A 22,217-nucleotide genomic window follows, 5' to 3' on the forward strand; every position below is an offset into this window, starting at 1 on the left:
CTGTGAGGGTCGGCAGCATGACTGCCGACCCTGGACACAGATCCGGTGGGTTTGATCAGAACATCAAACCCTGTGGGTCTCAGGCGTCGGGCGCCTGATCTTTCGGTGCTTCAACAGCGTCATCAGCAACCACTTCACCTTCTGCATCGGGGTTCAGTGCGCCGGTTTCTTCATCGGCGGCAGCTTTCTTGCGTTGCAACTTTTCCTCTTTCTTCTGCTCTTTGGCCAAGTCTCTTTGACGTTTGGCGAAGGAGTAATTAGGTTTAGCCATGGGCGATCCTCTGGGGTCGAAGGTGAGGTTGAGCGGCGCGTATTCTGCCTTTAAACCGGGGTCAAGGGTTAGCTGGGTTTTTGCCCGGCCCATTTTGGTGCTACCACCGGTTGCCAGGCATCCAGCGCATCCAGCAGATCCTGCGGCGATTCGCTCATTTGCAGCATGTCACGGTGATGCTCGCGAACGAAGCCTTCGCCGACGACATGATCAAGAAATGCAGTGAGTTTGCTGTAAAAGCCGTTCACTTCCAGCAGTCCCAGCGGTTTGCCGTGGTAACCGAGCTGGCCCCAGGTCCAGACTTCGAACAGCTCTTCAAAGGTGCCGAGGCCGCCCGGCAGAGCGATAAACGCGTCACTCAGCTCGGCCATGCGCGCCTTGCGTGCATGCATGCCGTCGACCACTTCCAGACGCGTCAGGCCGGTGTGGCCGATTTCCGAGTTCTTCAGGCTTTCGGGGATGATCCCGATCACTTCGCCACCCGCCGCCAGTGCCGCATCGGCCACGATACCCATCAAGCCGACAGCACCGCCGCCATACACCAGCGTCAGCTTGCGCCGGGCCAGCGCCTGGCCGAGGGCGATCGCCGCTTGCCGATACGCCGGGTCAGTGCCGGTGCTGGCGCCGCAAAATACACAAACAGACGCTAAAGACATGCCTTACTCCATGGTCAGTGATGACCCCAGAGTAATGGCAGACCTTGGGTGTTCCAAGGGCTATTCCTCGCAGCGAGGCCTTTCATAGGTACCGCTGGCGCCACAGGCGTAGGCGGCGAGCAAACTGCACAACAGGCTATTGAAGGACATGACAGGCGCTCCAGAGTGGGATGACAAATCGATCATAGGTGCGCGCCAGAGGTCTGGCCGGTTAATTGTTTCGATCAATGTCATAGCCCGAAAGTTGTATACAATTCTTGATTCAGGTCATAGGCACTTGCAGAAATTTCAGGCAGTCTTTATGCCCTACGGATTTTGTTAACCCTGCCTTGGAGATTCACCATGTTTGCCAAACTCGTTGCGGTATCCCTGCTGACACTGGCCAGCAGCCAATTGATGGCTGCAGAGTGCAAGGTCGATGTCGACTCCACCGATCAGATGTCCTTCAACACCAAGGAAATCACCATCGACAAGAGCTGCAAGACCTTCACCGTCAACCTGACCCACTCCGGCAGCTTGCCGAAGAACGTCATGGGTCATAACTGGGTGCTGAGCAAAACCGCAGACATGGCTGGCATCACTACCGATGGCATGGCCGCCGGCATCGACAAGAACTACCTGAAAGAAGGTGACGCTCGCGTCATCGCCCACACCAAAATCATCGGTGCCGGCGAGAAAGACTCGGTGACCTTCGATGTATCGAAGCTGACCGCTGGCGAAAGCTATCAGTTCTTCTGCTCGTTCCCAGGCCACAACTCGATGATGAAAGGCGCTGTTGTCCTGAAGTAATCAGGCAGGTCCAGCCGTCATGAAAAACGCCCCTCCGGGGCGTTTTTTCGTTTATGCGCGGGCCAAACCCGCTCAGCGCTCTGGCTATGTAATTCCTACCGCTGGTCGGAAACCACGGCCTACCTGTTATTTCTGACAGTGGTCAGCGTCTCGGGGGCGGGTGTTAGATGAGCGCCAGCCCTGCCGCTCATGTTGCGGCGACTCTTGCGAGATGGAGATTGCTCATGACTGCTCAAGAAGACGCTCCCAAAATACACGTTGACCTCCCGGAGTCTCTTGAAGAGCCGAGCATCAAGCAGGCGCTGGGTAGCCGCGAGCTTAATCCGATGGAGGTTTACACCACCGGCCGGCTGACTGCAGAAATCAAACGGGAGGATCAGGAATTGCTGGAGACCGACTCGTTCTCCGTCAAAGTCACGGGCGAGAGTGCCGATCCACGCGGTTCGTATGAGAGTCCTGTGTTGAAGTTCAGCTCACCCGCTCTCAGGACCTTGTTTCTGGAACCAAAGCTCACTGCTTTTAATCTGGGCAAAAAGATCAAGGTGGAATACACCGTCAATCGCGATGGTGAAACGTCGGTCACTTCCGACGAGCTCGAATTGAACGTGCTCGGCTTTAAGCTTGAGGATCTGACGAAGGGGGTGATCTTCGGGAAGGATGACGACGGTACCGGGCAAGAACTGGACCTGACCACCGACACCGACGACCGGACGGCGCGCGTTGATATCTGGCCGCTGATTGCCGAAGGGCAATTGCTTTGGATCGTGCTGAAGGGCGAGGACAAGAACGGTGATTCCTACGAGTTAACCCTGTTCGAGGGGCCGGTCGATCAGGCCTTGATCACCCTTGGTTACATCGAGGTGATTGTTCTTTTCAGTGAGCTGAAGCTGTTTGGCGATGGAACAGACGCGACGCTTCAGTACAAGGTTGCGTTTGATCAGGTCGATGACGAGAGCAAGGCGAACCTCTCGGAGGTGCGAAGCTATACCGTTAAGGCAGCTGCTGTGGTGAAACCCGCAATCGGCGAAGTGAAAGACTCCGACGGCACCGCGATCAGCAATCCCGATACGACCAGCAAAACGCCGTTGACGCTCACAGGCACGGTAGCTGAAGGTAAAAAACTCGACATTTACGACGGCGCCAATCGTCTGGATGAAGTCACGGTGACGGGGACCACGTGGACGTTCACTACAGTGGAGTTGTCTCCTGGCGAGCATGTTTTCACGGTCAAGGAGCAGGGTACCGGTGGGCAGCAGTCGGAGCCCTGGACCGTTACCGTAGAAGCGGTGGCGGTGAAACCCGCAATCGGCGAAGTGAAAGACTCCGACGGCACCGCGATCAGCAATCCCGACACGACCAGCAAAACGCCGTTGACGCTCACAGGCACGGTAGCTGAAGGTAAAAAACTCGACATTTACGACGGCGCCAATCGGCTGGATGAAGTCACGGTGACGGGGACCACGTGGACGTTCACTACAGTGGAGTTGTCTCCTGGCGAGCATGTTTTCACGGTCAAGGAGCAGGGTGCCGGTGGGCAGCAGTCGGATCCCTGGACCGTTACCGTAGAAGCGGTGGCGGTGAAACCCGCAATCGGCGAAGTGAAAGACTCCGACGGCACCGCGATCAGCAATCCCGATACGACCAGCAAAACGCCGTTGACGCTCACAGGCACGGTAGCTGAAGGTAAAAAACTCGACATTTACGACGGCGCCAATCGGCTGGATGAAGTCACGGTGACGGGGACCACGTGGACGTTCACTACAGTGGAGTTGTCTCCTGGCGAGCATGTTTTCACGGTCAAGGAGCAGGGTGCCGGTGGGCAGCAGTCGGATCCCTGGACCGTTACCGTAGAAGCGGTGGCGGTGAAACCCGCAATCGGCGAAGTGAAAGACTCCGACGGCACCGCGATCAGCAATCCCGATACGACCAGCAAAACGCCGTTGACGCTCACAGGCACGGTAGCTGAAGGTAAAAAACTCGACATTTACGACGGCGCCAATCGGCTGGATGAAGTCACGGTGACGGGGACCACGTGGACGTTCACTACAGTGGAGTTGTCTCCTGGCGAGCATGTTTTCACGGTCAAGGAGCAGGATGCCGGTGGGCAGCAGTCGGAGCCCTGGACCGTTACCGTAGAAGCGGTGGCGGTGAAACCCGCAATCGGCGAAGTGAAAGACTCCGACGGCACCGCGATCAGCAATCCCGATACGACCAGCAAAACGCCGTTGACGCTCACAGGCACGGTAGCTGAAGGTAAACAACTCGACATTTACGACGGCGCCAATCGGCTGGATGAAGTCACGGTGACGGGGACCACGTGGACGTTCACTACAGTGGAATTGTCTCCTGGCGAGCATGTTTTCACGGTCAAGGAGCAGGGTGCCAGTGGGCAGCAGTCGGATCCCTGGACCGTTACCGTACAGCCAGTGCAAACGGAAAGCCCCGTAATCGAATCAGCCCAAGACTCCAGCAACAATGATGTCCCCCATGAATCGATCAGTGAAGCTACAACGCTCGATCTGACAATCAAGGCCGGCAAGTTCGAACAACTCAGGATTTTGCTCAATGGTGTACCGGGGGATCAGGCGGCCACTAATGGGGACGGTGTTCTGTACTATCAACTGGAGGGTCTGAGACCGGGTGATCAGAACATCACGGTGAAGGGCATTGTGAGCGGGCTGGAGTCGCAGATCTATAACGTTTTCGTGGTGCCCGGTCCGTCGGACGGGAAGCTCGCCATCATTGCTGCCAAAGACGCTCAAGGCAAACCAGTCCTCCCTGGCGGCGCCATAACCACCACCACGATCACACTCACAGGCACTGCTCAGCCCAGCGCAACGGTCACCCTCAGTGATGTTTTCGATGAGCTGAAAACTGTCGTTGCTGACCTGAACGGCTACTGGCGGCTTTCCCTGAGTGGTTTGAACGTTCACTACTATCACTTGTCGCTGAGTGCCGAGGATGCCGAATCCCCCATGCTTTGGTGGCTGGCAGTACTCGCTGTTGGAACACCTATTATCGAGCAGGCAACCGACCTTGCGGGTACGACGATCATCCCGCCTTACGGAGAGACTTCCGGACAGGCGTTTACGCTATCGGGTGTAGGGCCTGCTAATGGGATGCTCACCCTTCATGAGCTTCTCAGTGATGTGGAAATCACTGTCAATGCCGATGCACAGGGAAAATGGACGTCGGCGATATACATCGGACCAGAGGTCAGGGAATTTCACTACGTAGCATCCGCGCCGGGCGAGGGCTCGCCGAAGTCAAATCTCTATCGAGTGCGCAAGGTCGAGCCAGCGAAGTAACAGAGTGTTGATCAGGTACGCGCTGACAATGCTCAGCGCGTCTGAGCCGAATGCTGGATGAACGTCGACGCTGCCGCTGAGGTTGCGGCGACATCTCTGAGAAGGACCTTGCCCATGACTGCTCACGTTATCGCTCCCACAAAAAGTGATCCCGTCCCGGACCTCAAGCAGCTGACGATCGCACAGGCACGGGATAACGAAAATCTCCCCCCGCTTGATGTCCGCACCAAGCTGACGGCGAAAATACCGACAACGGGATTGTTACCTACCGACAAACTCCAGGTTTCTCTCGTCGGTGGTCCCGGCTCTGATTCACGGGGTTCGTACGAGAGTCCTTTATTGGATGTCGGGTTTACAAGTCCCCGGACGTTGAATCTGAATAAGGAGGTCGTCGCGTTCCTTCTAGGCAACATAATGACCCTGATCTACAGGATCACACGTGACGGGATAACTTCGCCGGACTCCGAGCCGCTTGTGTTGAACGTGTTGGACCTGCCAGCGGACGCGCTGGAGCAATGTCGGATTTTCGGAAGGGATGACGACGGTACCGGGAGCGTACTGGACCTGACCACTGACACCGAAGACCGGACGATGCGCATTGTCCTCTGGCCGCTGATTGCCGAAGGGCAACCTTGCTGGGTCACTCTGAAGGGCAAAAACGCAGATGGTAACGACTACGAGTCAACCGTGTTTTTGGGGAAGGTCGATCGGGGCTGGATTACCCGTGGCCACATTGACTTGCCTGTTCTCTATAGCGATCTGGAGGCGTTGGCCGATGGATCGGACCTGACAATTGAGTACAAGGTTGCATTTGATCAGCTTGAGGACGAGAGCAAGGTGCACAGTTCGGTGGTGCGAAGCTATGCCGTTAAAAACGCCATAGTAGCGAGACCCGAAATCATTGGGATGACAGACTTCAATGGGGTGGAGCTCTCAAACGGAGCGTTCACAACCGCGAACGGCGTAAAACTGAAGGGCACCGCTGCTGCTCATCAGAAGGTCTGGATGAGTAAAGGGGGGAGCGTCGTTGCCGATAGCCAGGGGGAGTGGGAGTACGAGTTCAAAAAGACAAACCTTAATCTGACGCGCTTTGCTGCTATCGCATCTGATGGCAAGTACTCAGCGGTTTGGATAGTTTTCTTTTTGCGCGAAGGCGTTCCCATCATCACCCGGGTCACGGACTCCAGGCGGGAGCATATCCCCGAATACGGCGCGACGTTTGAATCTGCCGTGACGTTGGAGGGGAAAGCCAACCCTGGTGGAAAGCTCAGCATAAACGTCTATGGCCTTGACAGGAGCTTGCCACTCGTCGATGTGGACCCTGACGGAGTATGGCGTTGCACCGTGAGCGGGTTGAAAATACGACGTCATGTTATTTTCGTCAGCCATATTGACGACGACTTGGATTCGTTTGGGTGGGAACTCCATGTTGTGGAAGTTGACAGTCCTGTCATTACATCGATCACAGACTCCTTGAATCGTCCTATTCCCCACTTTGGCTCGACCTATGATCGAACGGTCAAGTTAACCGGGACAGCGAAAAGCGATAGGGAGCTCCAGGTTTGTAATAAAGACGATCCCATCGGTGAACGCTTCAAAGCTGATGCCAACAGAGAGTGGACCCGCATATTGACCCTCGATCCTGACCATTATCAGCGTCTTGGAGTTAAAGCGTTTTATGGGAACGAAGTCACATCACCGACCGCGTATCTTGTTATTTCCCCCCTGGATCCAATCACGGCGATGACAGACTCCGATGACGCGGCAATGGTCAGCGCGTCTGAGCCGAATGCTGGATGAACGTCGACGCTGCCGCTGAGGTTGCGGCGACATCTCTGAGAAGGACCTTGCCCATGACTGCTCACGTTATCGCTCCCACAAAAAGTGATCCCGTCCCGGACCTCAAGCAGCTGACGATCGCACAGGCACGGGATAACGAAAATCTCCCCCCGCTTGATGTCCGCACCAAGCTGACGGCGAAAATACCGACAACGGGATTGTTACCTACCGACAAACTCCAGGTTTCTCTCGTCGGTGGTCCCGGCTCTGATTCACGGGGTTCGTACGAGAGTCCTTTATTGGATGTCGGGTTTACAAGTCCCCGGACGTTGAATCTGAATAAGGAGGTCGTCGCGTTCCTTCTAGGCAACATAATGACCCTGATCTACAGGATCACACGTGACGGGATAACTTCGCCGGACTCCGAGCCGCTTGTGTTGAACGTGTTGGACCTGCCAGCGGACGCGCTGGAGCAATGTCGGATTTTCGGAAGGGATGACGACGGTACCGGGAGCGTACTGGACCTGACCACCGACACCGAAGACCGGACGGTACGCATTGATTTCTGGCCGCTGATTGCCGAAGGGCAATGGTGCTGGATCAGGTTGAAGGGCAAGAACGCGGATGGCACCCATTACGAAAAAGATCTGTTCAAGGAAGCGGTCGATAAGGCTTGGATCCCCCTTGGTTATATCGACGTAGCCGTTCGTTACAGCGAGCTCAAGAAACTGGTCAATGGATCGAAGCTGAGTCTTGAATACAAGGTTGCGTTTGATCAGGTTGATGACGAGAGCAAGGCGAACCTCTCGCAGGTGCGAAGCTATACCGTTAAAGCGGCTGTGGTGGAGCCTGTCATCACCAAGGTGACGGATCTCGACGGCAATCCCGTTGCTGACAAAGGCGAGACCTGGGCCACCACGCTTTGGCTTGAAGGTGCGGCGGGTGAAGAAGTCCAGATTTATGTCGGGGCTGAACTGAAGGGCACGGCCAAACCTGAAGACGGGACGTGGACGTTCGAACTGACTTGGCTGAGTGCATACACGCAGGGGATCAAGGCCGTTAGCAGTGGATTGGATTCAAAAGTCTGGACCGTTACAGTGAAGGGCGGTAGCGGTTCACATATATACGACGTGAGGGACGCCGCGGGTGTTCGGATTGTCGAAAATGATATAGCTACCCAAACTCCCTTGATGCTCAAAGGCTGGGTTGGACCGGGGGGAGTGCCTGAGGTTTATGACGGCTACGATCTGCTGGGCAAGGCTCGTATAGTCGGGGTTGACAAGAACAAGTGGGAGTTTGAGACGAAGGTGCTGTCCCCCAAGGTATGCGCGTTCAAGATCAAGGCACTGCCTGGTAGCGGTCCGTTATCAAGGACCTGGATCGTTAACGTGAAAGCACCGATCGATTCGCCGGCAATCACCGCAATGATGGATTCCATAGGCAACCCCATCGCTCGGGAGTGGGCGACCCTCGACACCCGCATCAAACTCGAGGGTTCGGTTGCCGGTGGGGGGCAGGTCGATGTTTATGCAAATGGCCAGTTGTTGGGGCCGGCCGAGATGAACGGTAGCCAGTGGGTATACACCACCGGTCCTTTATCTATTGGTTACCGTCGCTTCACCGTTAAAAAGCGTGATGGCAGCCAGCCGGAATCTGATCGCTGGGGCGTTAGCATGGGTATCCCTTACATCGCCAGTGCGTCTGTTCCCAACGGAGGTGTGGCTGATGAGCCACGTATGTGGTTGTACGGAAAGGGGCAGCCTGGGTCGGTGCTTGATATCTACCATGTCGCAAGCCAATGGGGAACAGCGCCGGTGGACGAGAATGGTTCCTGGTCGTGGCCCTATACACTTTATCCTGATAAACAACCTAGTTTTGACTGGTGCGTGAGCTTGCAAGGGTCAACGCTTAAGTCACCTTACTGGGTCGTTTTCTACTAGCGTCAATTCAAACCTAAGGCCGTGCCTTTCGACCTTCAGACACGCATGCCGTTGATCGGAATCCACTGCCGACCTGTTATTGCTGACAGTGGTCAGCGCCTCGAAATCGGGTGTTAGATGGCGCCAACGCTGCCGTTCACGTCGCGGCGACTCTTGCGAGAAGGACATTGCTCATGACCGCTCAAGTTATCGCTGCCCAAACACACGCCTCCATCCCGGACCTCGACCCGCTGAAGGTCGAGCAGGCGCTGGATGACGTCAATCTGGAGCCGACCAGCACTATTTCCAGGTTCAGGGCGCTGATACCTACGAAGAACCTGCTGCCTGATGACAAGTTCTACGTCGAAATCGTTGGTGACCCCGGCACCCCTGAGGGCGGGAACTACAAAAGCCCGGAATTGCCTCTGGGGGGGCGTGACCCCAGGACTTTGAATTTGGACAAAAAGGTTGTTGCGTTTCATCTGGGCCAAACAATGACGGTGAGGTACTTCATCATTCGGGACGGAGAGGAACCGAAACCCTCTCCAAACCTGGTGCTCAACGTGCACCCCTTGGCAAAAAACGAGTTGGAAGCGGCCCTGATTATCGAGGCAGAGAACAACGGCAGCGGCCCCGGACTGCATCTGACCACCAACCCCGCCGATCTCACGCTGCATTTGAAAAACTGGCCGCTGGTTGCCGAGCGGCAGCGGTGTTGGGTTTACCTGGAGGGCAAGAGAGGCGGTCATGCCGATCACCCGCTTACAGTGTTGCAATCGGAACCCGTGGACAAAGCCTGGGTTACTCGCGGTTATCGCGAGGTGAAGGTGCCTTATAGCTACTTCAGGGTGTTGCTCGATGGTTCGCCGTTGAAGGTCATTGTCAGGGTCGCGCTGAACCAGGAAGACGACGAGACCCAGGCGTTTGATTTCGAGGAGCGGGTCTATACCGTGAAAGCATCGGGAGTAACACTGCAAATCACTGACGTGATGGACTCCAGGGGCAACCTTGTCGCCAATACATGGGCGACACTCGACACCAAGCTGACGCTCAAGGGGACGGTTGCGATGATGGAGGGAAAAGTCGATGTTTTTTCGGGGGGCATTCTGTTGGGCGGTGCGAGCACTACTGGAACTCAGTGGAAGTACGACACCGACGAATTAAGTGCCGGAGTCTGCAAGTTTCATACTGAAGAGCGCGATGGCGTCCAACAATCCGATACCTGGACCGTTACCGTCGGTGCCCCCTACATTGAAAGCGCGAGCATTCCCAATGGAGCTGAGAGTTCTGCCGAATTCGTAAGCTTGCGGGGTAAGGCAAAGCCTGCGCAGACCTTTTCGCTTCACAAGAATGGTACAGGCCTGAAACGAGTGACGGCCACGCCTGACGGTGACTGGAGTGATGTATCGACGCTCACGTCAAGGGCCAACGTCTTTGTAGTGGTGGAGCATCAAACAATAATCACGTCACCTGCCTGGACTATCTACCGTATTGATCCTGACAAGCCATTGCCTTGATCTGCACGATACGCCTGTTCCTGATCGACCTGACGGGGCCTGAGAGCAGGCGCGCAGCATCATTAATGCAATAAAAAGCCCACTAAGGAACACTCCTCCAGTGGGCTTTTTTTTATTTACCTGCCACCACTTACGGCGCGAACGGCATCACCCTTTTGTGATGGGTCTTGCGATACGTATCACAGATAATCTTGAACGCCTCTTCACGCACCGGTTCCCCATGCAGGAACGCGTCGATCTCGGCATAGGTCACGCCGTGGGACGCTTCATCCGGTTTGCCGGGGGACAGGTCTTCAAGGTCGGCGGTCGGGATTTTTTCCACCAGCGACTCCGGTGCGCCGAAGCTGCGGGCGATGGCCCGGACCTGGTTTTTTACCAGGCCGCTCAGCGGTGCGAGGTCGCAGGCGCCGTCACCGAACTTGGTGAAGAAACCCATCACCGCTTCTGCTGCGTGGTCAGTGCCGATCACCAGACCGTGGGCGGCGCCGGCGATGGTGTATTGCGCAACCATGCGCATCCGCGCCTTGGTGTTGCCCAATACAAAGTCCACCCAGACCGCGTGCTTGCCTTCGAAGGCCGCGACTTCACTGGCCAGCGACTTGACTGCCGGGCCGATGTTCACGGTGTGGCGCTCATCCGGGGCGATGAAGTCCACCGAGGCTTGCGCATCGTGTTCATCGAACTGGGTTTCGTACGGCAAGCGTACGGCGATGAACTTGTAGCCCGCGTCACCGGTGCGCTCACGTAACTCGCGCATGGCCCGCTGGGCCATCAGGCCGGCGGTCAACGAGTCGACGCCGCCGCTGATGCCCAGCACCAGCGTCTTAAGTCCGGAATTGACCAGGCAATCCTGGATAAAGGTAATCCGCCGTGCGATCTCAGCCTCCAGGGCTGCATGATCGGCGAAGGGCGGTTGGACCTTGAGCTGTTCAGCAATCTCACGCTGTACGGCTTGCATGAATTCACTCCTTGCTTGATGTGCCAGAGAGGGCGGCAGGTACTTGAAACACATGTCGCAAATAGGCGACGAAATTCGGGTCTTTGCAGTGCGTCTTGCCGGCCTCATCGGAAATCTTGGCGACGGGCTGACCATTGCAGGCTGCCATTTTAAGCACGATGCTCATCGGCTCGACACCCGGAATATCGCACGTCAGGTTGGTGCCAATGCCGAAACTGACATTGATTCGACCATGCAACGCGCGGAATATCTCCAGCGATTTTGGCAGCGTCAGGCTGTCGGAGAACACCAGCGTCTTGCTCATCGGCTCGATACCGAGCTTATGGTAGTGGGCAATGGCTTTTTCGGCCCAGGCAATCGGATCCCCGGAATCATGGCGCAAGCCATCAAAGAGCTTGGCGAAATACAGGTCGAAATCACTCAGGAAGGCATCGGTGGTGATGCAGTCGGTCAGGGCGATGCCCAGCAGGCCGCGGTATTCGCGAACCCAGCAATCAAGGGCGGCGCTCTGGCTGTCGATCAGTCGCGGGCCAAGTTGCTGGTGCGCCATGATCCATTCGTGAGCCATGGTGCCGAGCGGCTTCATGTCCAGTTCGCGGGACAGGTGCACGTTACTGGTGCCGACAAAGCGTCCGGGGAAGTCGTGCTTGAGCACGTTCACCACTTCTTCCTGCACGCGGTAGGAGAAGCGCCGGCGAGTGCCGAAATCTGCCACCTGCAGGTGCGAGAGCTCATCGGCGCTGGCATTGGCGCTCAGCCAGTCGAACTTGCGATAGAGCTGCTCGCGCGCTTGCTCCATGACGACTTCACGGTAGCGATAGCGGTTGCGCACTTCGCTGACCACCGCCAGCAGCGGCACTTCGAACAGAATCACATGCAACCACGGCCCGCGCAGACGGATGAATAGCTCGCCGTTCTCGATGCCGGTGTAGATGTAGCGCAGATTGAAGCGGAACAAGCCGAGAAAGCGCAGGAAATCCGGCTTCAGGAAGCTGATGCGCTCCAGGAAACTCAACTGATCGTTGCTCAAGCTCAGTTCAGCCAGACGCTCGATCTGAAAACGAATCTCCGCCAGGTATGGGCGCAGATCCTCGCTGTTGCGGCAGCGGAACTCCCATTCGACTTCAACGTTGGGGTAGTTGTGCAGCACCGCCTGCATCATGGTCAGTTTGTAGAAGTCGGTGTCGAGCAAGTTCTGCACGATGCGATCGGCAAACACACTCTCGCTCATAACGGGAATCTCCAGGCTGGCAGCCGCCGAGGGTAGCGACGTTTCAGCTATTTCAATGAATAGGGCTAGTGGCGCATATCGGCGGGCTGTATTGCCAGCATTTTTTAGCGTGGAGCGCTACCTGTGGCGAGGGGGCTTGCCCCCGTCGGAGTGCGCAGCACTCCCAAATCCGATGAGCGCGGTATGCCTGATGCAATGTAATTGCAGGTTTTCGGGCCGCTGCGCGACCCAGCGGGGGCAAGCCCCCTCGCCACAAATTCTATTTGCCACAGGTTGTGTGCGTGGCTCCAATTCTAGGTCGCCGCAGGGTTATCGATCTGCTCCAGCATCCAGGTGACAAAATCGCGCACCTTGGGCACTTCTGCCGAGTGTTCGGGGTAGGCCAGGTAATAGGCATCGCTGCTGGGCATTGCGTGCGGCCAGGGGATGACCAATTTACCGTCGGCCAATTCCTCTTCCACCAGAAACCGCGGCAACAGGGCGACACCGCAGCCGACTTGTGCGGCGCGGATGCACATATAAAAGGTTTCGAAGCGCGGACCGTGATAGCTGTGCTCGGTCTGGTAACCCTGGCTGTCGAACCAGTCGTGCCAGGCCTGAGGGCGCGAGGCGCTTTGCAGCAGCACCAGATCGCTGAGTTGCGTCGGGTCAGTCAATGGCTGCTCCGGCAGGCTACTCGGTGCACAAACCGGCACCAGCTCTTCGCCGAACAGCTTCAGACACTCGGTGCCGGGCCGCGAACCCTGGCCGAAATAGAACGCCAGGTCGCTGCGCCCTTGCAGCAAGTCGTCGGCTTCGTGTTCGTTGCACAGGTCCAGATGAATATGCGGATGCCGCAGGCGCCAGCCTTTCAGGCGTGGCACCAGCCAACGAGCGCCGAAGGTTGAAGGCGTGGACACGCGTAATACTTCGGTCTCACCACCGTAGGAACGCAGGTAGTGGGTCGACATCTCGACTTGCGAGAGAATTTTTCGCACTTCAACCAGGTACAAATCCCCGGCCGGAGTCATTTGCAGGCGTCGACGTACCCGGCGAAACAGCAGGTGCTGCAACAGCTCTTCGAGTTGCGCGACCTGTTTGCTCACGGCGCTCTGGGTCAGGTTCAGCTCTTCGGCGGCGCGGGTGAAGCTCAGGTGACGCGTGACCGCCTCGAAACACTGCAACGCAGTGATCGATGGCAAATGGCGTTTATTCAGCATGGGAGGGCCCTTGTTCTTGTTGCAACGCTTTGCATGAATAAACGGAATGATATCTCGCTTAATCGTCGTTTGTTGGCAAGTCTCGGGGCGGCTACAACTATAGGCTTGAAGCCCCTCGTCAGCGGGCTGTGAATTTTCTGCTTTTCACGTTGAAGGAGTGACCCATGGTTGCCGCATTGCTTGATCGCTTGGGGGTGAACCCGGCCCTGTACCAGAACGGCAAACAGCCCGTGCATTCACCGATCGACGGCAGCCATATTGCCTCGGTGAACTGGGAAGGCGCTGCTGAAGTCGAGCAGCAGGTCAGTCGCGCAGAGCATGCGTTCGACCTCTGGCGCAAGGTTCCGGCGCCGCGTCGTGGTGAACTGGTGCGCCAGTTCGGCGAAGTGCTGCGCGAGTACAAAGCTGATCTGGGCGAGCTGGTGTCCTGGGAAGCCGGCAAGATCACTCAGGAAGGTCTGGGGGAAGTTCAGGAGATGATCGACATCTGCGACTTCGCCGTCGGTCTGTCGCGTCAGCTCTACGGTTTGACCATCGCCTCCGAACGTCCGGGCCACCACATGCGTGAGTCCTGGCATCCACTGGGCGTGGTCGGGGTGATCAGCGCGTTCAACTTCCCGGTCGCGGTCTGGGCCTGGAACACCACACTGGCGCTGGTCTGCGGCAACTCGGTGATCTGGAAACCGTCGGAGAAAACCCCGCTTACCGCACTGGCCTGCCAGGCGCTGTTCGAGCGCGTATTGAAGAATTTCAGCGATGCGCCGGAGTACCTGAGCCAGGTGATCATCGGCGGCCGCGATGCCGGTGAAGCGCTGGTGGACGACCCGCGTGTGGCCTTGATCAGCGCCACCGGCAGCACCCGCATGGGCCGTGAAGTGGCACCGAAAATCGCCGCACGCTTTGCTCGCAGCATTCTGGAGCTGGGCGGCAACAACGCGATGATCCTTGGCCCGAGCGCCGACCTCGACATGGCGGTGCGGGCGATTCTGTTCAGTGCAGTCGGCACCGCCGGTCAGCGTTGCACCACTCTGCGTCGCTTGATCGCCCATGAATCGGTCAAGGAAGAGATCGTCACCCGCCTCAAGGCGGCGTATTCCAAAGTGCGCATCGGCCATCCGCTGGAAGGCAATCTGGTTGGCCCGCTGATCGACAAGCACAGCTTTGAAAACATGCAGGACGCGCTGGAACAAGCCTTGAGCGAAGGCGGCCGGGTATTTGGTGGCCAGCGTCAGCTCGAAGACAAGTTCCCGAACGCTTACTACGTTTCGCCGGCCATCGTCGAAATGCCGGAGCAGAGCGATGTGGTGCGCAGCGAAACCTTCGCGCCGATTCTGTACGTGGTTGGCTATAAAGACTTCGCCGAAGCGCTGCGCCTGAACAATGCGGTGCCACAAGGTCTGTCGTCGTGCATCTTCACCACTGACGTGCGTGAGGCCGAGCAGTTCATGTCGGCAGTGGGCAGCGACTGCGGCATCGCCAACGTCAACATCGGTCCGAGCGGCGCGGAAATCGGCGGCGCCTTTGGAGGAGAGAAAGAAACCGGCGGCGGTCGCGAGTCCGGCTCCGATGCATGGCGCGGCTACATGCGTCGCCAGACCAACACCGTCAACTACTCACTGGAGTTGCCGCTGGCCCAGGGGATTACCTTCGACTGAAGGGCCTCATCGCGGGCAAGCCTTGCTCCTACAAATTTGGTTCCATCGGCACAAGTCCCGTAGGAGCAAGGCTTGCCCGCGATGCTTTGCTTTGTTGTTTGTTGTTTGTTGGGTTTCTGATCGGAGTCTGGCGATGCCGTTACGCGAAGAGTGCTTATGGGAAAAACTGACGCCGCAACGGCCTGACCGGGCGGCGCTCAAGGGCGAGGTGACGGTGGATGTCTGCGTGATCGGCGCCGGATTCACCGGTTTATCAGCGGCGGTGCATTTGCTGGAGCAGGGCAAAAGCGTCTGCGTGCTCGAGGCCAAGCGCTGCGGGCAGGGCGGTTCGGGGCGCAACGTCGGGTTGGTGAATGCCGGGATGTGGATTCCCCCGGACGAGATTGAAGCCGGGTTCGGCGAAGCGATCGGCAGCCAGCTCAATCGCATGCTTGGCGCGGCGCCTGCTTTGGTGTTCAGCCTGATCGACAAATACAACATCGATTGCCAGTTGCGTCGCGAGGGTACGCTGCACATGGCGCACAACGCCCGTGGCGAAGCCGATCTGCGCAGTCGTGAAGAACAATGGAAGCGCCGCGGCGCGCCCGTGGAGTTGTTGACCGGTGCGGCGTGCGAGCAGGCTACCGGTACCAAAAAGATCGCCGCCGCATTACTCGACCGTCGCGCCGGCACGCTCAATCCGATGGCTTACACCAGCGGTCTGGCCAAGGCTGCCGCGGATCTGGGTGGTCAGCTGTTCGATCATTCAGCAGTGACCCGACTCGAACGGCAGGGCCAACGCTGGTCGGTGCAAACCGACGCCGGTTCGGTCATGGCCGAGCAGGTGGTGATCGCCTCCAACGCCTACACCGAAGGCAACTGGACTGAACTGCGGCGTAATTTCTTCCCCGGTTATTACTATCAGGTGGCTTCCGCGCCGCTGACTGAAGAAGCCGCGCAACTGATCCTGCCCGGTGGCCAGGGTTCCTGGGACACCCGTCAGGTGCTCAGCAGCATCCGTCGCGACAAAGACGGCCGGTTGTTGCTCGGCAGCCTGGGCAACGGCAATCAGAAACCAACGTGGTTCCTCAAGGCCTGGGCCGACCGGGTTCAGCAGCATTATTTCCCTTACCTCAAACCGGTGGACTGGGAATGTACCTGGACCGGTTGCATCGCTTTTACCCCCGATCACTTGATGCGCTTGTTCGAGCCAGCACCAGGTTTAGTGGCGGTGACCGGTTACAACGGCCGTGGCGTGACCACGGGCACGGTAGTCGGTAAAGCCTTCGCCGATTATTTGTGTAACGGAAATCCTCAGGCGCTACCGATTCCCTTCGCACCCATGCAGCCACTGGCCGGGGTGGGCCTGCGCAGTTGTCTGTACGAGGCCGGTTTTTCGCTCTATCACGCGGGCCAGTGCCTGCGGATTGTTATTTGAGCGAGGAAATATGTTGCGCGAAGCGGCGCTTTTTGGCGCAGCGACTAGCCTGTAATGGTGCGGGTTTGTAGCAGTTGCGCACCAGCAGTGTGCAGTTCGGTGACGCATGCTGTTACAGGCTGGTTGCACGTCGTTTGGCGCTGCGGTTGCAATGATGGCGCACAAGGGTTGCGCCTCAAAAAGAAAATGGTTTCACCTTCCGCGGTTTAGACGGTTGCACGCCCAATAAAAAAGGGCCCGAAACAGTCGAAATAACAATAAAGCAGCGACTTTTTGAAGAATAAAAAACCGATGGCACGGCCCTTGCTCTGAGCATTCAGTGAAGTCGCAGTGCCAATTAAAAAAACCTTGGAGCACCACCTCATGTCCCAGACGTTTTACAAGAAAGGCTTTGTAGCTCTCGCAGTGGCGGCTGCGTTGGGTGTTTCTTCGTTTGTTCAGGCGGATGTCAAACTTGGTGTGGCAGGTCCGATGACCGGCCCTAGCGCTTCCTTCGGCTTGCAATACATGAAAGGCGCGCAAGCGGCGGCGGATGCAATCAATGCCAAGGGCGGCATCAACGGCGAAAAAATCGTACTGGTCCAGGGCGATGACGCCTGCGAACCGAAACAGGCTGTGGCGGTTGCGAACAAAATGGTCCAGGACAAGGTGATCGGCGTGGTCGGGCACTTCTGCTCGTCGTCGACCATCCCGGCTTCCGAGGTCTACTCCGACGCCGGCATCATCGCAATCACCCCGGGCTCTACCAACCCGACGGTCACCGAGCGTGGCCTGCCGGCCATGATGCGTATGTGCGGGCGTGATGACCAACAAGGTATCGTCGCAGGCAACTACATCGTCGACGTGCTGAAAGGCAAAAAAGTTGCCGTTATCAACGACAAAGACACCTACGGTAAAGGCCTGGCGGACGCAACGGCCAAGCAGTTGACCGCGCGTGGCGTGAAACCGGTTCTTGAAGAAGGCCTGACCCGCGGCGAGAAAGATTTCAGTGCCCTGATCACCAAGGTCCGTTCGGTAGGGGCTGATGTCCTTTACTTCGGCGGCCTGCACCCGGAAGCCGGTCCACTGGTCCATCAACTGCGTGAGCAAGGCCTGAAAGACGTCAAGTTCATGTCCGATGACGGCATCGTCACCGACGAAATGGTCACGACTGCCGGTGGTGCTCCTTACGTCGACGGCGTGTACATGACCTTCGGTGCTGACCCGCGCCTGATTCCAGACAGCAAGGCTGTCGTGGATACCTTCCGCAAATCCGGTTACGAGCCTGAAGGCTACACCCTGTACGCCTACGCTTCGGTGCAAGCCCTGGCTGCCGGCTTCAACGGTGCCAAGTCGAACAAAGGTGAAGAAGCCGCCAAATGGCTCAAGGCGCACCCGGTGGAAACCGTGATGGGCAAGAAGGAATGGGATAGCAAGGGCGACCTGAAAATCTCCGACTACGTGGTTTACCAGTGGGATGCCGCAGGCAAATACCACCAGCTGGAAAAACAGAAGTGAGATAAGCGCACCGCCAGGTCTGGGCCTCTCGATATCCTTCGTGGGGCCTGGCTTGAGTCATGGGTTCTGCAGTCATGTCGACCCGGTATTTTTCTTCTGAGCCACATGAACCTGGCCAGGTGCGCCTCACAAGGGCTCATCGACACCGGGTTCGCGGTGGCCTCTCGAGTTAGTGAGAGTGCATGATGGACGGTATTTTCCTGCAACAAGTTATCAACGGTTTGACCCTCGGATCGGTCTACGGCCTGATCGCCATCGGCTACACAATGGTCTACGGCATCATCGGCATGATCAACTTCGCCCACGGCGAGGTGTACATGATTTCCGCGTACCTGGCGGCAATCAGCCTGGCTCTGCTGTCCTACTTCGGTGTCGAATCCTTTCCGCTGTTGATCCTCGGTACTCTGCTGTTCACGGTCTTCGTGACCGGTGTGTATGGCTGGGTCATCGAACGCATCGCTTATAAACCGCTACGCAACTCCACCCGACTGGCACCGCTGATCAGTGCTATCGGCGTTTCCCTGATCCTGCAGAACTACGCGCAGATCGCTCAGGGCTCACGGCAACAGGGTATTCCTACGCTGCTGAGCGGTGGGCTGCGATTCGACATCGGTACCGGTTTCGTGCAGATCACCTACACCAAGATCTTCATTCTGGTCGCCGCGTTTATCGGGATGGCCCTGCTGACCTACATCATCAAGTACACCAAGTTGGGGCGCATGTGTCGTGCCACCCAACAAGACCGCAAGATGGCCTCGATCCTCGGGATAAACACTGACCGGGTGATCTCCTACGTGTTCATTATCGGTGCGGCCATGGCTGCGCTGGCGGGTGTGTTGATCACGGTGAACTACGGCACCTTCGATTTCTACGCAGGCTTCGTGATCGGTATCAAGGCCTTCACCGCTGCGGTACTCGGCGGCATTGGTTCGCTGCCTGGCGCCATGCTCGGCGGGATCATCCTCGGCGTTTCCGAGTCGCTGTTTTCCGGCGTGATCAACTCTGACTATAAGGACGTCTTCAGCTTCTCGCTGTTGGTACTGATCCTGATTTTCCGTCCTCAAGGCCTGTTGGGTCGCCCACTTGTGGCGAAGGTGTAAGCATGTCCGACACTAATAACAAACCTATCGATGTGAAAAAAAGCCTGATCGACACGGTTCTGGCCGGGTTGATTGCCCTGATTGTCTTCGGCCCGATCGTGGGCGTAGTGCTTGAAGGCTATAGCTACAATCTGCAGCCGACGCGTGTGGCCTGGATGGTCGGGGCGGTGATGATCGGGCGTCTTGCCTTGAGCCTGTTCATGCAGACGGCCAAGGGTGAGAAGGTTCAGCAACGCTTCGAAATCGTCGGCTCCGGCGTGCATGTGCTGGCACCTGATTTCAAGTCGCGACTGCGCTTCATCATCCCGGCGTTGATCGTGATCGCTATCGTGTTCCCGGTCTTCGCCGACAAGTACCTGCTGACGGTGGTGATCCTGGGGCTGATCTACGTGTTGCTGGGCCTTGGCCTGAACATCGTGGTCGGCCTGGCAGGTCTGCTCGACCTGGGTTACGTGGCGTTCTACGCCATCGGCGCTTATGGCCTGGCACTGGGTTATCACTACCTTGGCCTGGGCTTCTGGACCGTGTTGCCGCTGTCGGCACTCATGGCGGCGCTCGCCGGATGCATCCTCGGCTTTCCGGTGTTGCGCATGCACGGTGACTATCTGGCCATCGTGACCCTGGGCTTCGGTGAAATCATTCGCCTGATACTGACCAACTGGCTGTCCTTCACGGGCGGACCTAACGGCATGCCGGTGCCATCACCGTCGTTTTTCGGTATCGAGTTCACGCGTGTGGCGAAGGATGGCGGGATACCCTTCCATGAGTTCTTCGGGACCGAATACAACCCGAACATCAAGTTCATGTTCATCTATGCCGTGTTGTTCCTGGTCGTGATGCTGGTGCTGTACATCAAGCATCGCCTGACCCGAATGCCGGTCGGGCGTGCCTGGGAGGCCTTGCGCGAAGATGAAATCGCCTGCCGCGCCATGGGCCTCAACCACGTACTGGTCAAGCTGTCGGCCTTTACCTTGGGGGCTTCCACTGCGGGTCTGGCGGGTGTGTTTTTTGCCAGCTATCAAGGTTTCGTCAACCCGACCTCGTTCACCTTCTTCGAGTCGGCGTTGATCCTCGCCATCGTCGTACTCGGCGGCATGGGCTCGACCGTTGGCGTGGTGATTGCCGCATTCGTGCTGACCGTCGCCCCGGAACTGCTGCGCGGCTTCGCTGAATACCGCGTGTTGCTGTTCGGCATTCTCATGGTGTTGATGATGATCTGGAAACCGCGCGGCCTGATTCGTATCAGCCGTACCGGCGTGACCCCGCGTAAGGGTGCCTTGACTGAGAGGAGCGCGTCATGAGCGATGAATTCATTCTCTCGGTAGAGAACCTGATGATGCACTTCGGCGGCATCAAAGCCCTGAGCGACGTCAGCCTGAAGGTCAAGCGTAACTCGATCTTTGCGTTGATCGGCCCCAACGGTGCGGGCAAGACCACGGTGTTCAACTGCCTGACCGGTTTCTACAAAGCCTCTGGCGGGCATATCGAACTGAACACCCGTGGCGTGAAAACCAACGTCATCAAGATGCTCGGGGAACCCTTCAAGGCGACCGATTTCGTGTCGCCCAAACGCTTCGTCAACCGGCTGCACTACAAGATGTTCGGCGGCACGCACCTGATCAACCGCGCCGGCCTGGCACGGACTTTCCAGAACATTCGTCTGTTCAGGGAAATGTCGGTGATCGAGAACCTGCTGGTGGCTCAGCACATGTGGGTCAACCGTAATCTGGTGTCCGGCATTCTCAACACCAAAGGCTACCGCAAGGCCGAAAGCGATGCCCTGGACCATGCCTTCTACTGGCTGGAGGTGGTCGATCTGGTGGACTGCGCCAACCGCCTGGCCGGTGAGCTTTCCTACGGCCAGCAACGGCGTCTGGAAATCGCCCGGGCCATGTGCACCCGGCCCAAGATCATTTGCCTGGACGAACCGGCAGCGGGCCTCAACCCGCAGGAAACCGAGGCGCTCAGCGCGATGATCCGGCATCTGCGCGACGACCACGACATTACGGTGGTGCTGATTGAACACGACATGGGCATGGTGATGAGCATTTCCGACCACATCGTGGTGCTGGACCACGGCAACGTGATCGCCGAGGGTAACCCGCAAGCGATCCGCAACGATCCGAAAGTGATTGCCGCCTACCTGGGTGCTGATGAAGAGGAGCTGGTATGACTCAACCGATCCTCGAACTGAAAGCGATCGACGTGTTCTACGGGCCGATCCAGGCCCTGAAAAAGGTCTCGTTGCACATCAACGAAGGCGAAACGGTCAGCCTGATCGGCTCCAACGGTGCCGGGAAATCGACGCTACTGATGTCGATCTTCGGTCAGCCGCGGGCGGCCGGCGGGCAGATCGTCTATCGCGGCGTGGACATCACCCACAAGTCGTCCCATTACATCGCCTCCAACGGCATTGCGCAGTCGCCGGAAGGGCGGCGGGTATTCCCTGACATGACCGTCGAGGAAAACCTGCTGATGGGCACGATCCCGATTGGCGACCAGTACGCCACCGAGGACATGCAGCGCATGTTCGAGCTGTTTCCACGGCTCAAGGAGCGGCGCAATCAGCGGGCGATGACCATGTCCGGTGGCGAGCAGCAAATGCTCGCCATTGCCCGGGCCTTGATGAGTCGGCCCAAATTGCTGTTGCTCGACGAGCCGAGCCTGGGGTTGGCACCGATTGTGGTGAAACAGATCTTCGCCACCCTGCGCGAACTGGCGGGCACCGGCATGACCATCTTCCTGGTCGAGCAGAACGCCAACCACGCGCTCAAGCTGTCCGACCGGGCCTACGTGATGGTCAACGGTGAAATCCGCCTGAGCGGCACCGGCAAGGAGCTGCTGGTGAACGAAGAGGTGCGTAACGCCTACCTCGGCGGTCACTGAGTTATCGCTGTTATGCACAAACCCCGGCGCGCAAT

17 protein-coding genes are annotated in these 22,217 nt (G+C 57.7%); 12 read left to right on the forward strand and 5 right to left on the reverse strand.

Going from position 1 to position 22,217, the window contains the following annotated elements:
- Positions 1-79 precede the first annotated feature (79 nt).
- Both AABM55_RS02735 and AABM55_RS02740 read right to left on the reverse strand, forming a co-directional pair.
- Complete coding sequence (locus AABM55_RS02735; RefSeq protein ID WP_054595375.1) at positions 80-271, reverse strand: hypothetical protein; 192 nt, start codon at positions 269-271, stop codon at positions 80-82.
- A 68-nt stretch (positions 272-339) separates the two neighbouring features.
- On the reverse strand, positions 340-927 hold the full coding sequence (locus AABM55_RS02740) for a TIGR00730 family Rossman fold protein (RefSeq protein ID WP_054595376.1): 588 nt from the start codon (positions 925-927) through the stop codon (positions 340-342).
- A 342-nt stretch (positions 928-1,269) separates the two neighbouring features.
- Between AABM55_RS02740 and azu the strand changes: the two genes are divergently transcribed.
- The 5 genes from azu (at position 1,270) to AABM55_RS02765 (ending at position 10,239) form a co-directional block, all read left to right on the forward strand.
- Entirely contained in the window at positions 1,270-1,716 is a 447-nt protein-coding gene (azu, locus tag AABM55_RS02745) for an azurin (RefSeq protein WP_347928754.1), read from the forward strand.
- Positions 1,717-1,940: 224 nt separating this feature from the next.
- Positions 1,941-5,024, forward strand: coding sequence for a hypothetical protein (locus AABM55_RS02750; RefSeq protein WP_347928755.1), 3,084 nt, complete (start codon positions 1,941-1,943; stop codon positions 5,022-5,024).
- 114 nt (positions 5,025-5,138) lie between these two features.
- Positions 5,139-6,824 (forward strand): hypothetical protein, encoded by a 1,686-nt coding sequence (locus tag AABM55_RS02755; protein ID WP_347928756.1) that lies wholly within the window; start codon positions 5,139-5,141, stop codon positions 6,822-6,824.
- A gap of 53 nt (positions 6,825-6,877) precedes the next feature.
- Positions 6,878-8,743, forward strand: coding sequence for a hypothetical protein (locus AABM55_RS02760; protein WP_347928757.1), 1,866 nt, complete (start codon positions 6,878-6,880; stop codon positions 8,741-8,743).
- 173 nt (positions 8,744-8,916) lie between these two features.
- A complete protein-coding gene (locus AABM55_RS02765; protein ID WP_347928758.1) occupies positions 8,917-10,239 on the forward strand; it encodes a hypothetical protein in 1,323 nt (440 codons plus the stop codon).
- Positions 10,240-10,369: 130 nt separating this feature from the next.
- On the opposite strand, the gene nadE is transcribed toward AABM55_RS02765, so the two are convergent.
- The 3 genes from nadE to AABM55_RS02780 form a co-directional block, all read right to left on the reverse strand.
- A complete protein-coding gene (gene nadE / locus AABM55_RS02770; RefSeq protein WP_347928759.1) occupies positions 10,370-11,197 on the reverse strand; it encodes an ammonia-dependent NAD(+) synthetase in 828 nt (275 codons plus the stop codon).
- Between the two features lie 4 nt (positions 11,198-11,201).
- Positions 11,202-12,428 carry a nicotinate phosphoribosyltransferase gene (gene pncB / locus AABM55_RS02775; protein WP_054595380.1) on the reverse strand — a complete coding sequence of 409 codons (1,227 nt, stop codon included), beginning with the start codon at positions 12,426-12,428 and terminating at the stop codon, positions 11,202-11,204.
- Between the two features lie 293 nt (positions 12,429-12,721).
- On the reverse strand, positions 12,722-13,627 hold the full coding sequence (locus AABM55_RS02780) for a LysR substrate-binding domain-containing protein (RefSeq protein ID WP_347928760.1): 906 nt from the start codon (positions 13,625-13,627) through the stop codon (positions 12,722-12,724).
- 164 nt (positions 13,628-13,791) lie between these two features.
- Here AABM55_RS02780 and AABM55_RS02785 point away from each other — a divergent pair, with 164 nt between their 5' ends.
- The 7 genes from AABM55_RS02785 (at position 13,792) to AABM55_RS02815 (ending at position 22,182) form a co-directional block, all read left to right on the forward strand.
- Positions 13,792-15,282, forward strand: a complete 1,491-nt coding sequence (locus AABM55_RS02785) for an aldehyde dehydrogenase family protein (protein WP_347928761.1) — start codon at positions 13,792-13,794, stop codon at positions 15,280-15,282.
- A gap of 133 nt (positions 15,283-15,415) precedes the next feature.
- A complete protein-coding gene (locus AABM55_RS02790) occupies positions 15,416-16,699 on the forward strand; it encodes an FAD-binding oxidoreductase (RefSeq protein WP_347928762.1) in 1,284 nt (427 codons plus the stop codon).
- Between the two features lie 363 nt (positions 16,700-17,062).
- Positions 17,063-18,196, forward strand: a complete 1,134-nt coding sequence (locus AABM55_RS02795; RefSeq protein WP_054595384.1) for a branched-chain amino acid ABC transporter substrate-binding protein — start codon at positions 17,063-17,065, stop codon at positions 18,194-18,196.
- A gap of 185 nt (positions 18,197-18,381) precedes the next feature.
- Positions 18,382-19,296 carry a branched-chain amino acid ABC transporter permease gene (locus AABM55_RS02800; protein WP_054598222.1) on the forward strand — a complete coding sequence of 305 codons (915 nt, stop codon included), beginning with the start codon at positions 18,382-18,384 and terminating at the stop codon, positions 19,294-19,296.
- 2 nt (positions 19,297-19,298) lie between these two features.
- Positions 19,299-20,597 carry a high-affinity branched-chain amino acid ABC transporter permease LivM gene (gene livM, locus AABM55_RS02805; RefSeq protein WP_054595385.1) on the forward strand — a complete coding sequence of 433 codons (1,299 nt, stop codon included), beginning with the start codon at positions 19,299-19,301 and terminating at the stop codon, positions 20,595-20,597.
- A complete protein-coding gene (locus tag AABM55_RS02810; RefSeq protein ID WP_054595386.1) occupies positions 20,594-21,469 on the forward strand; it encodes an ABC transporter ATP-binding protein in 876 nt (291 codons plus the stop codon). The genes livM and AABM55_RS02810 overlap by 4 nt, the downstream gene beginning before the upstream one ends.
- On the forward strand, positions 21,466-22,182 hold the full coding sequence (locus AABM55_RS02815; protein WP_054595387.1) for an ABC transporter ATP-binding protein: 717 nt from the start codon (positions 21,466-21,468) through the stop codon (positions 22,180-22,182). Before AABM55_RS02810 ends, AABM55_RS02815 begins: the two co-directional genes overlap by 4 nt.
- The last annotated feature ends 35 nt before the right edge of the window (positions 22,183-22,217 follow it).

Origin of the sequence: Pseudomonas helvetica, from assembly GCF_039908645.1 — a bacterium.
GTDB classification, from domain to species: Bacteria; Pseudomonadota; Gammaproteobacteria; order Pseudomonadales; family Pseudomonadaceae; genus Aquipseudomonas; species Aquipseudomonas helvetica.

Excerpts from the sequence above, each read along its gene's own strand:
- livM (WP_054595385.1), top strand. The coding sequence starts at position 19,299 with ATGTCCGACACTAATAACAAACCTATCGATGTGAAAAAAAGCCTGATC.
- AABM55_RS02810 (WP_054595386.1), top strand. The coding sequence starts at position 20,594 with ATGAGCGATGAATTCATTCTCTCGGTAGAGAACCTGATGATGCACTTC.
- AABM55_RS02750 (WP_347928755.1), top strand. The coding sequence starts at position 1,941 with ATGACTGCTCAAGAAGACGCTCCCAAAATACACGTTGACCTCCCGGAG.
- AABM55_RS02800 (WP_054598222.1), top strand. The coding sequence starts at position 18,382 with ATGGACGGTATTTTCCTGCAACAAGTTATCAACGGTTTGACCCTCGGA.
- AABM55_RS02740 (WP_054595376.1), bottom strand. The coding sequence starts at position 927 with ATGTCTTTAGCGTCTGTTTGTGTATTTTGCGGCGCCAGCACCGGCACT.
- azu (WP_347928754.1), top strand. The coding sequence starts at position 1,270 with ATGTTTGCCAAACTCGTTGCGGTATCCCTGCTGACACTGGCCAGCAGC.
- AABM55_RS02785 (WP_347928761.1), top strand. The coding sequence starts at position 13,792 with ATGGTTGCCGCATTGCTTGATCGCTTGGGGGTGAACCCGGCCCTGTAC.
- AABM55_RS02735 (WP_054595375.1), bottom strand. The coding sequence starts at position 271 with ATGGCTAAACCTAATTACTCCTTCGCCAAACGTCAAAGAGACTTGGCC.
- AABM55_RS02780 (WP_347928760.1), bottom strand. The coding sequence starts at position 13,627 with ATGCTGAATAAACGCCATTTGCCATCGATCACTGCGTTGCAGTGTTTC.
- AABM55_RS02765 (WP_347928758.1), top strand. The coding sequence starts at position 8,917 with ATGACCGCTCAAGTTATCGCTGCCCAAACACACGCCTCCATCCCGGAC.
- nadE (WP_347928759.1), bottom strand. The coding sequence starts at position 11,197 with ATGCAAGCCGTACAGCGTGAGATTGCTGAACAGCTCAAGGTCCAACCG.
- AABM55_RS02755 (WP_347928756.1), top strand. The coding sequence starts at position 5,139 with ATGACTGCTCACGTTATCGCTCCCACAAAAAGTGATCCCGTCCCGGAC.
- AABM55_RS02815 (WP_054595387.1), top strand. The coding sequence starts at position 21,466 with ATGACTCAACCGATCCTCGAACTGAAAGCGATCGACGTGTTCTACGGG.
- AABM55_RS02795 (WP_054595384.1), top strand. The coding sequence starts at position 17,063 with ATGTCCCAGACGTTTTACAAGAAAGGCTTTGTAGCTCTCGCAGTGGCG.
- AABM55_RS02790 (WP_347928762.1), top strand. The coding sequence starts at position 15,416 with ATGCCGTTACGCGAAGAGTGCTTATGGGAAAAACTGACGCCGCAACGG.
- AABM55_RS02760 (WP_347928757.1), top strand. The coding sequence starts at position 6,878 with ATGACTGCTCACGTTATCGCTCCCACAAAAAGTGATCCCGTCCCGGAC.
- pncB (WP_054595380.1), bottom strand. The coding sequence starts at position 12,428 with ATGAGCGAGAGTGTGTTTGCCGATCGCATCGTGCAGAACTTGCTCGAC.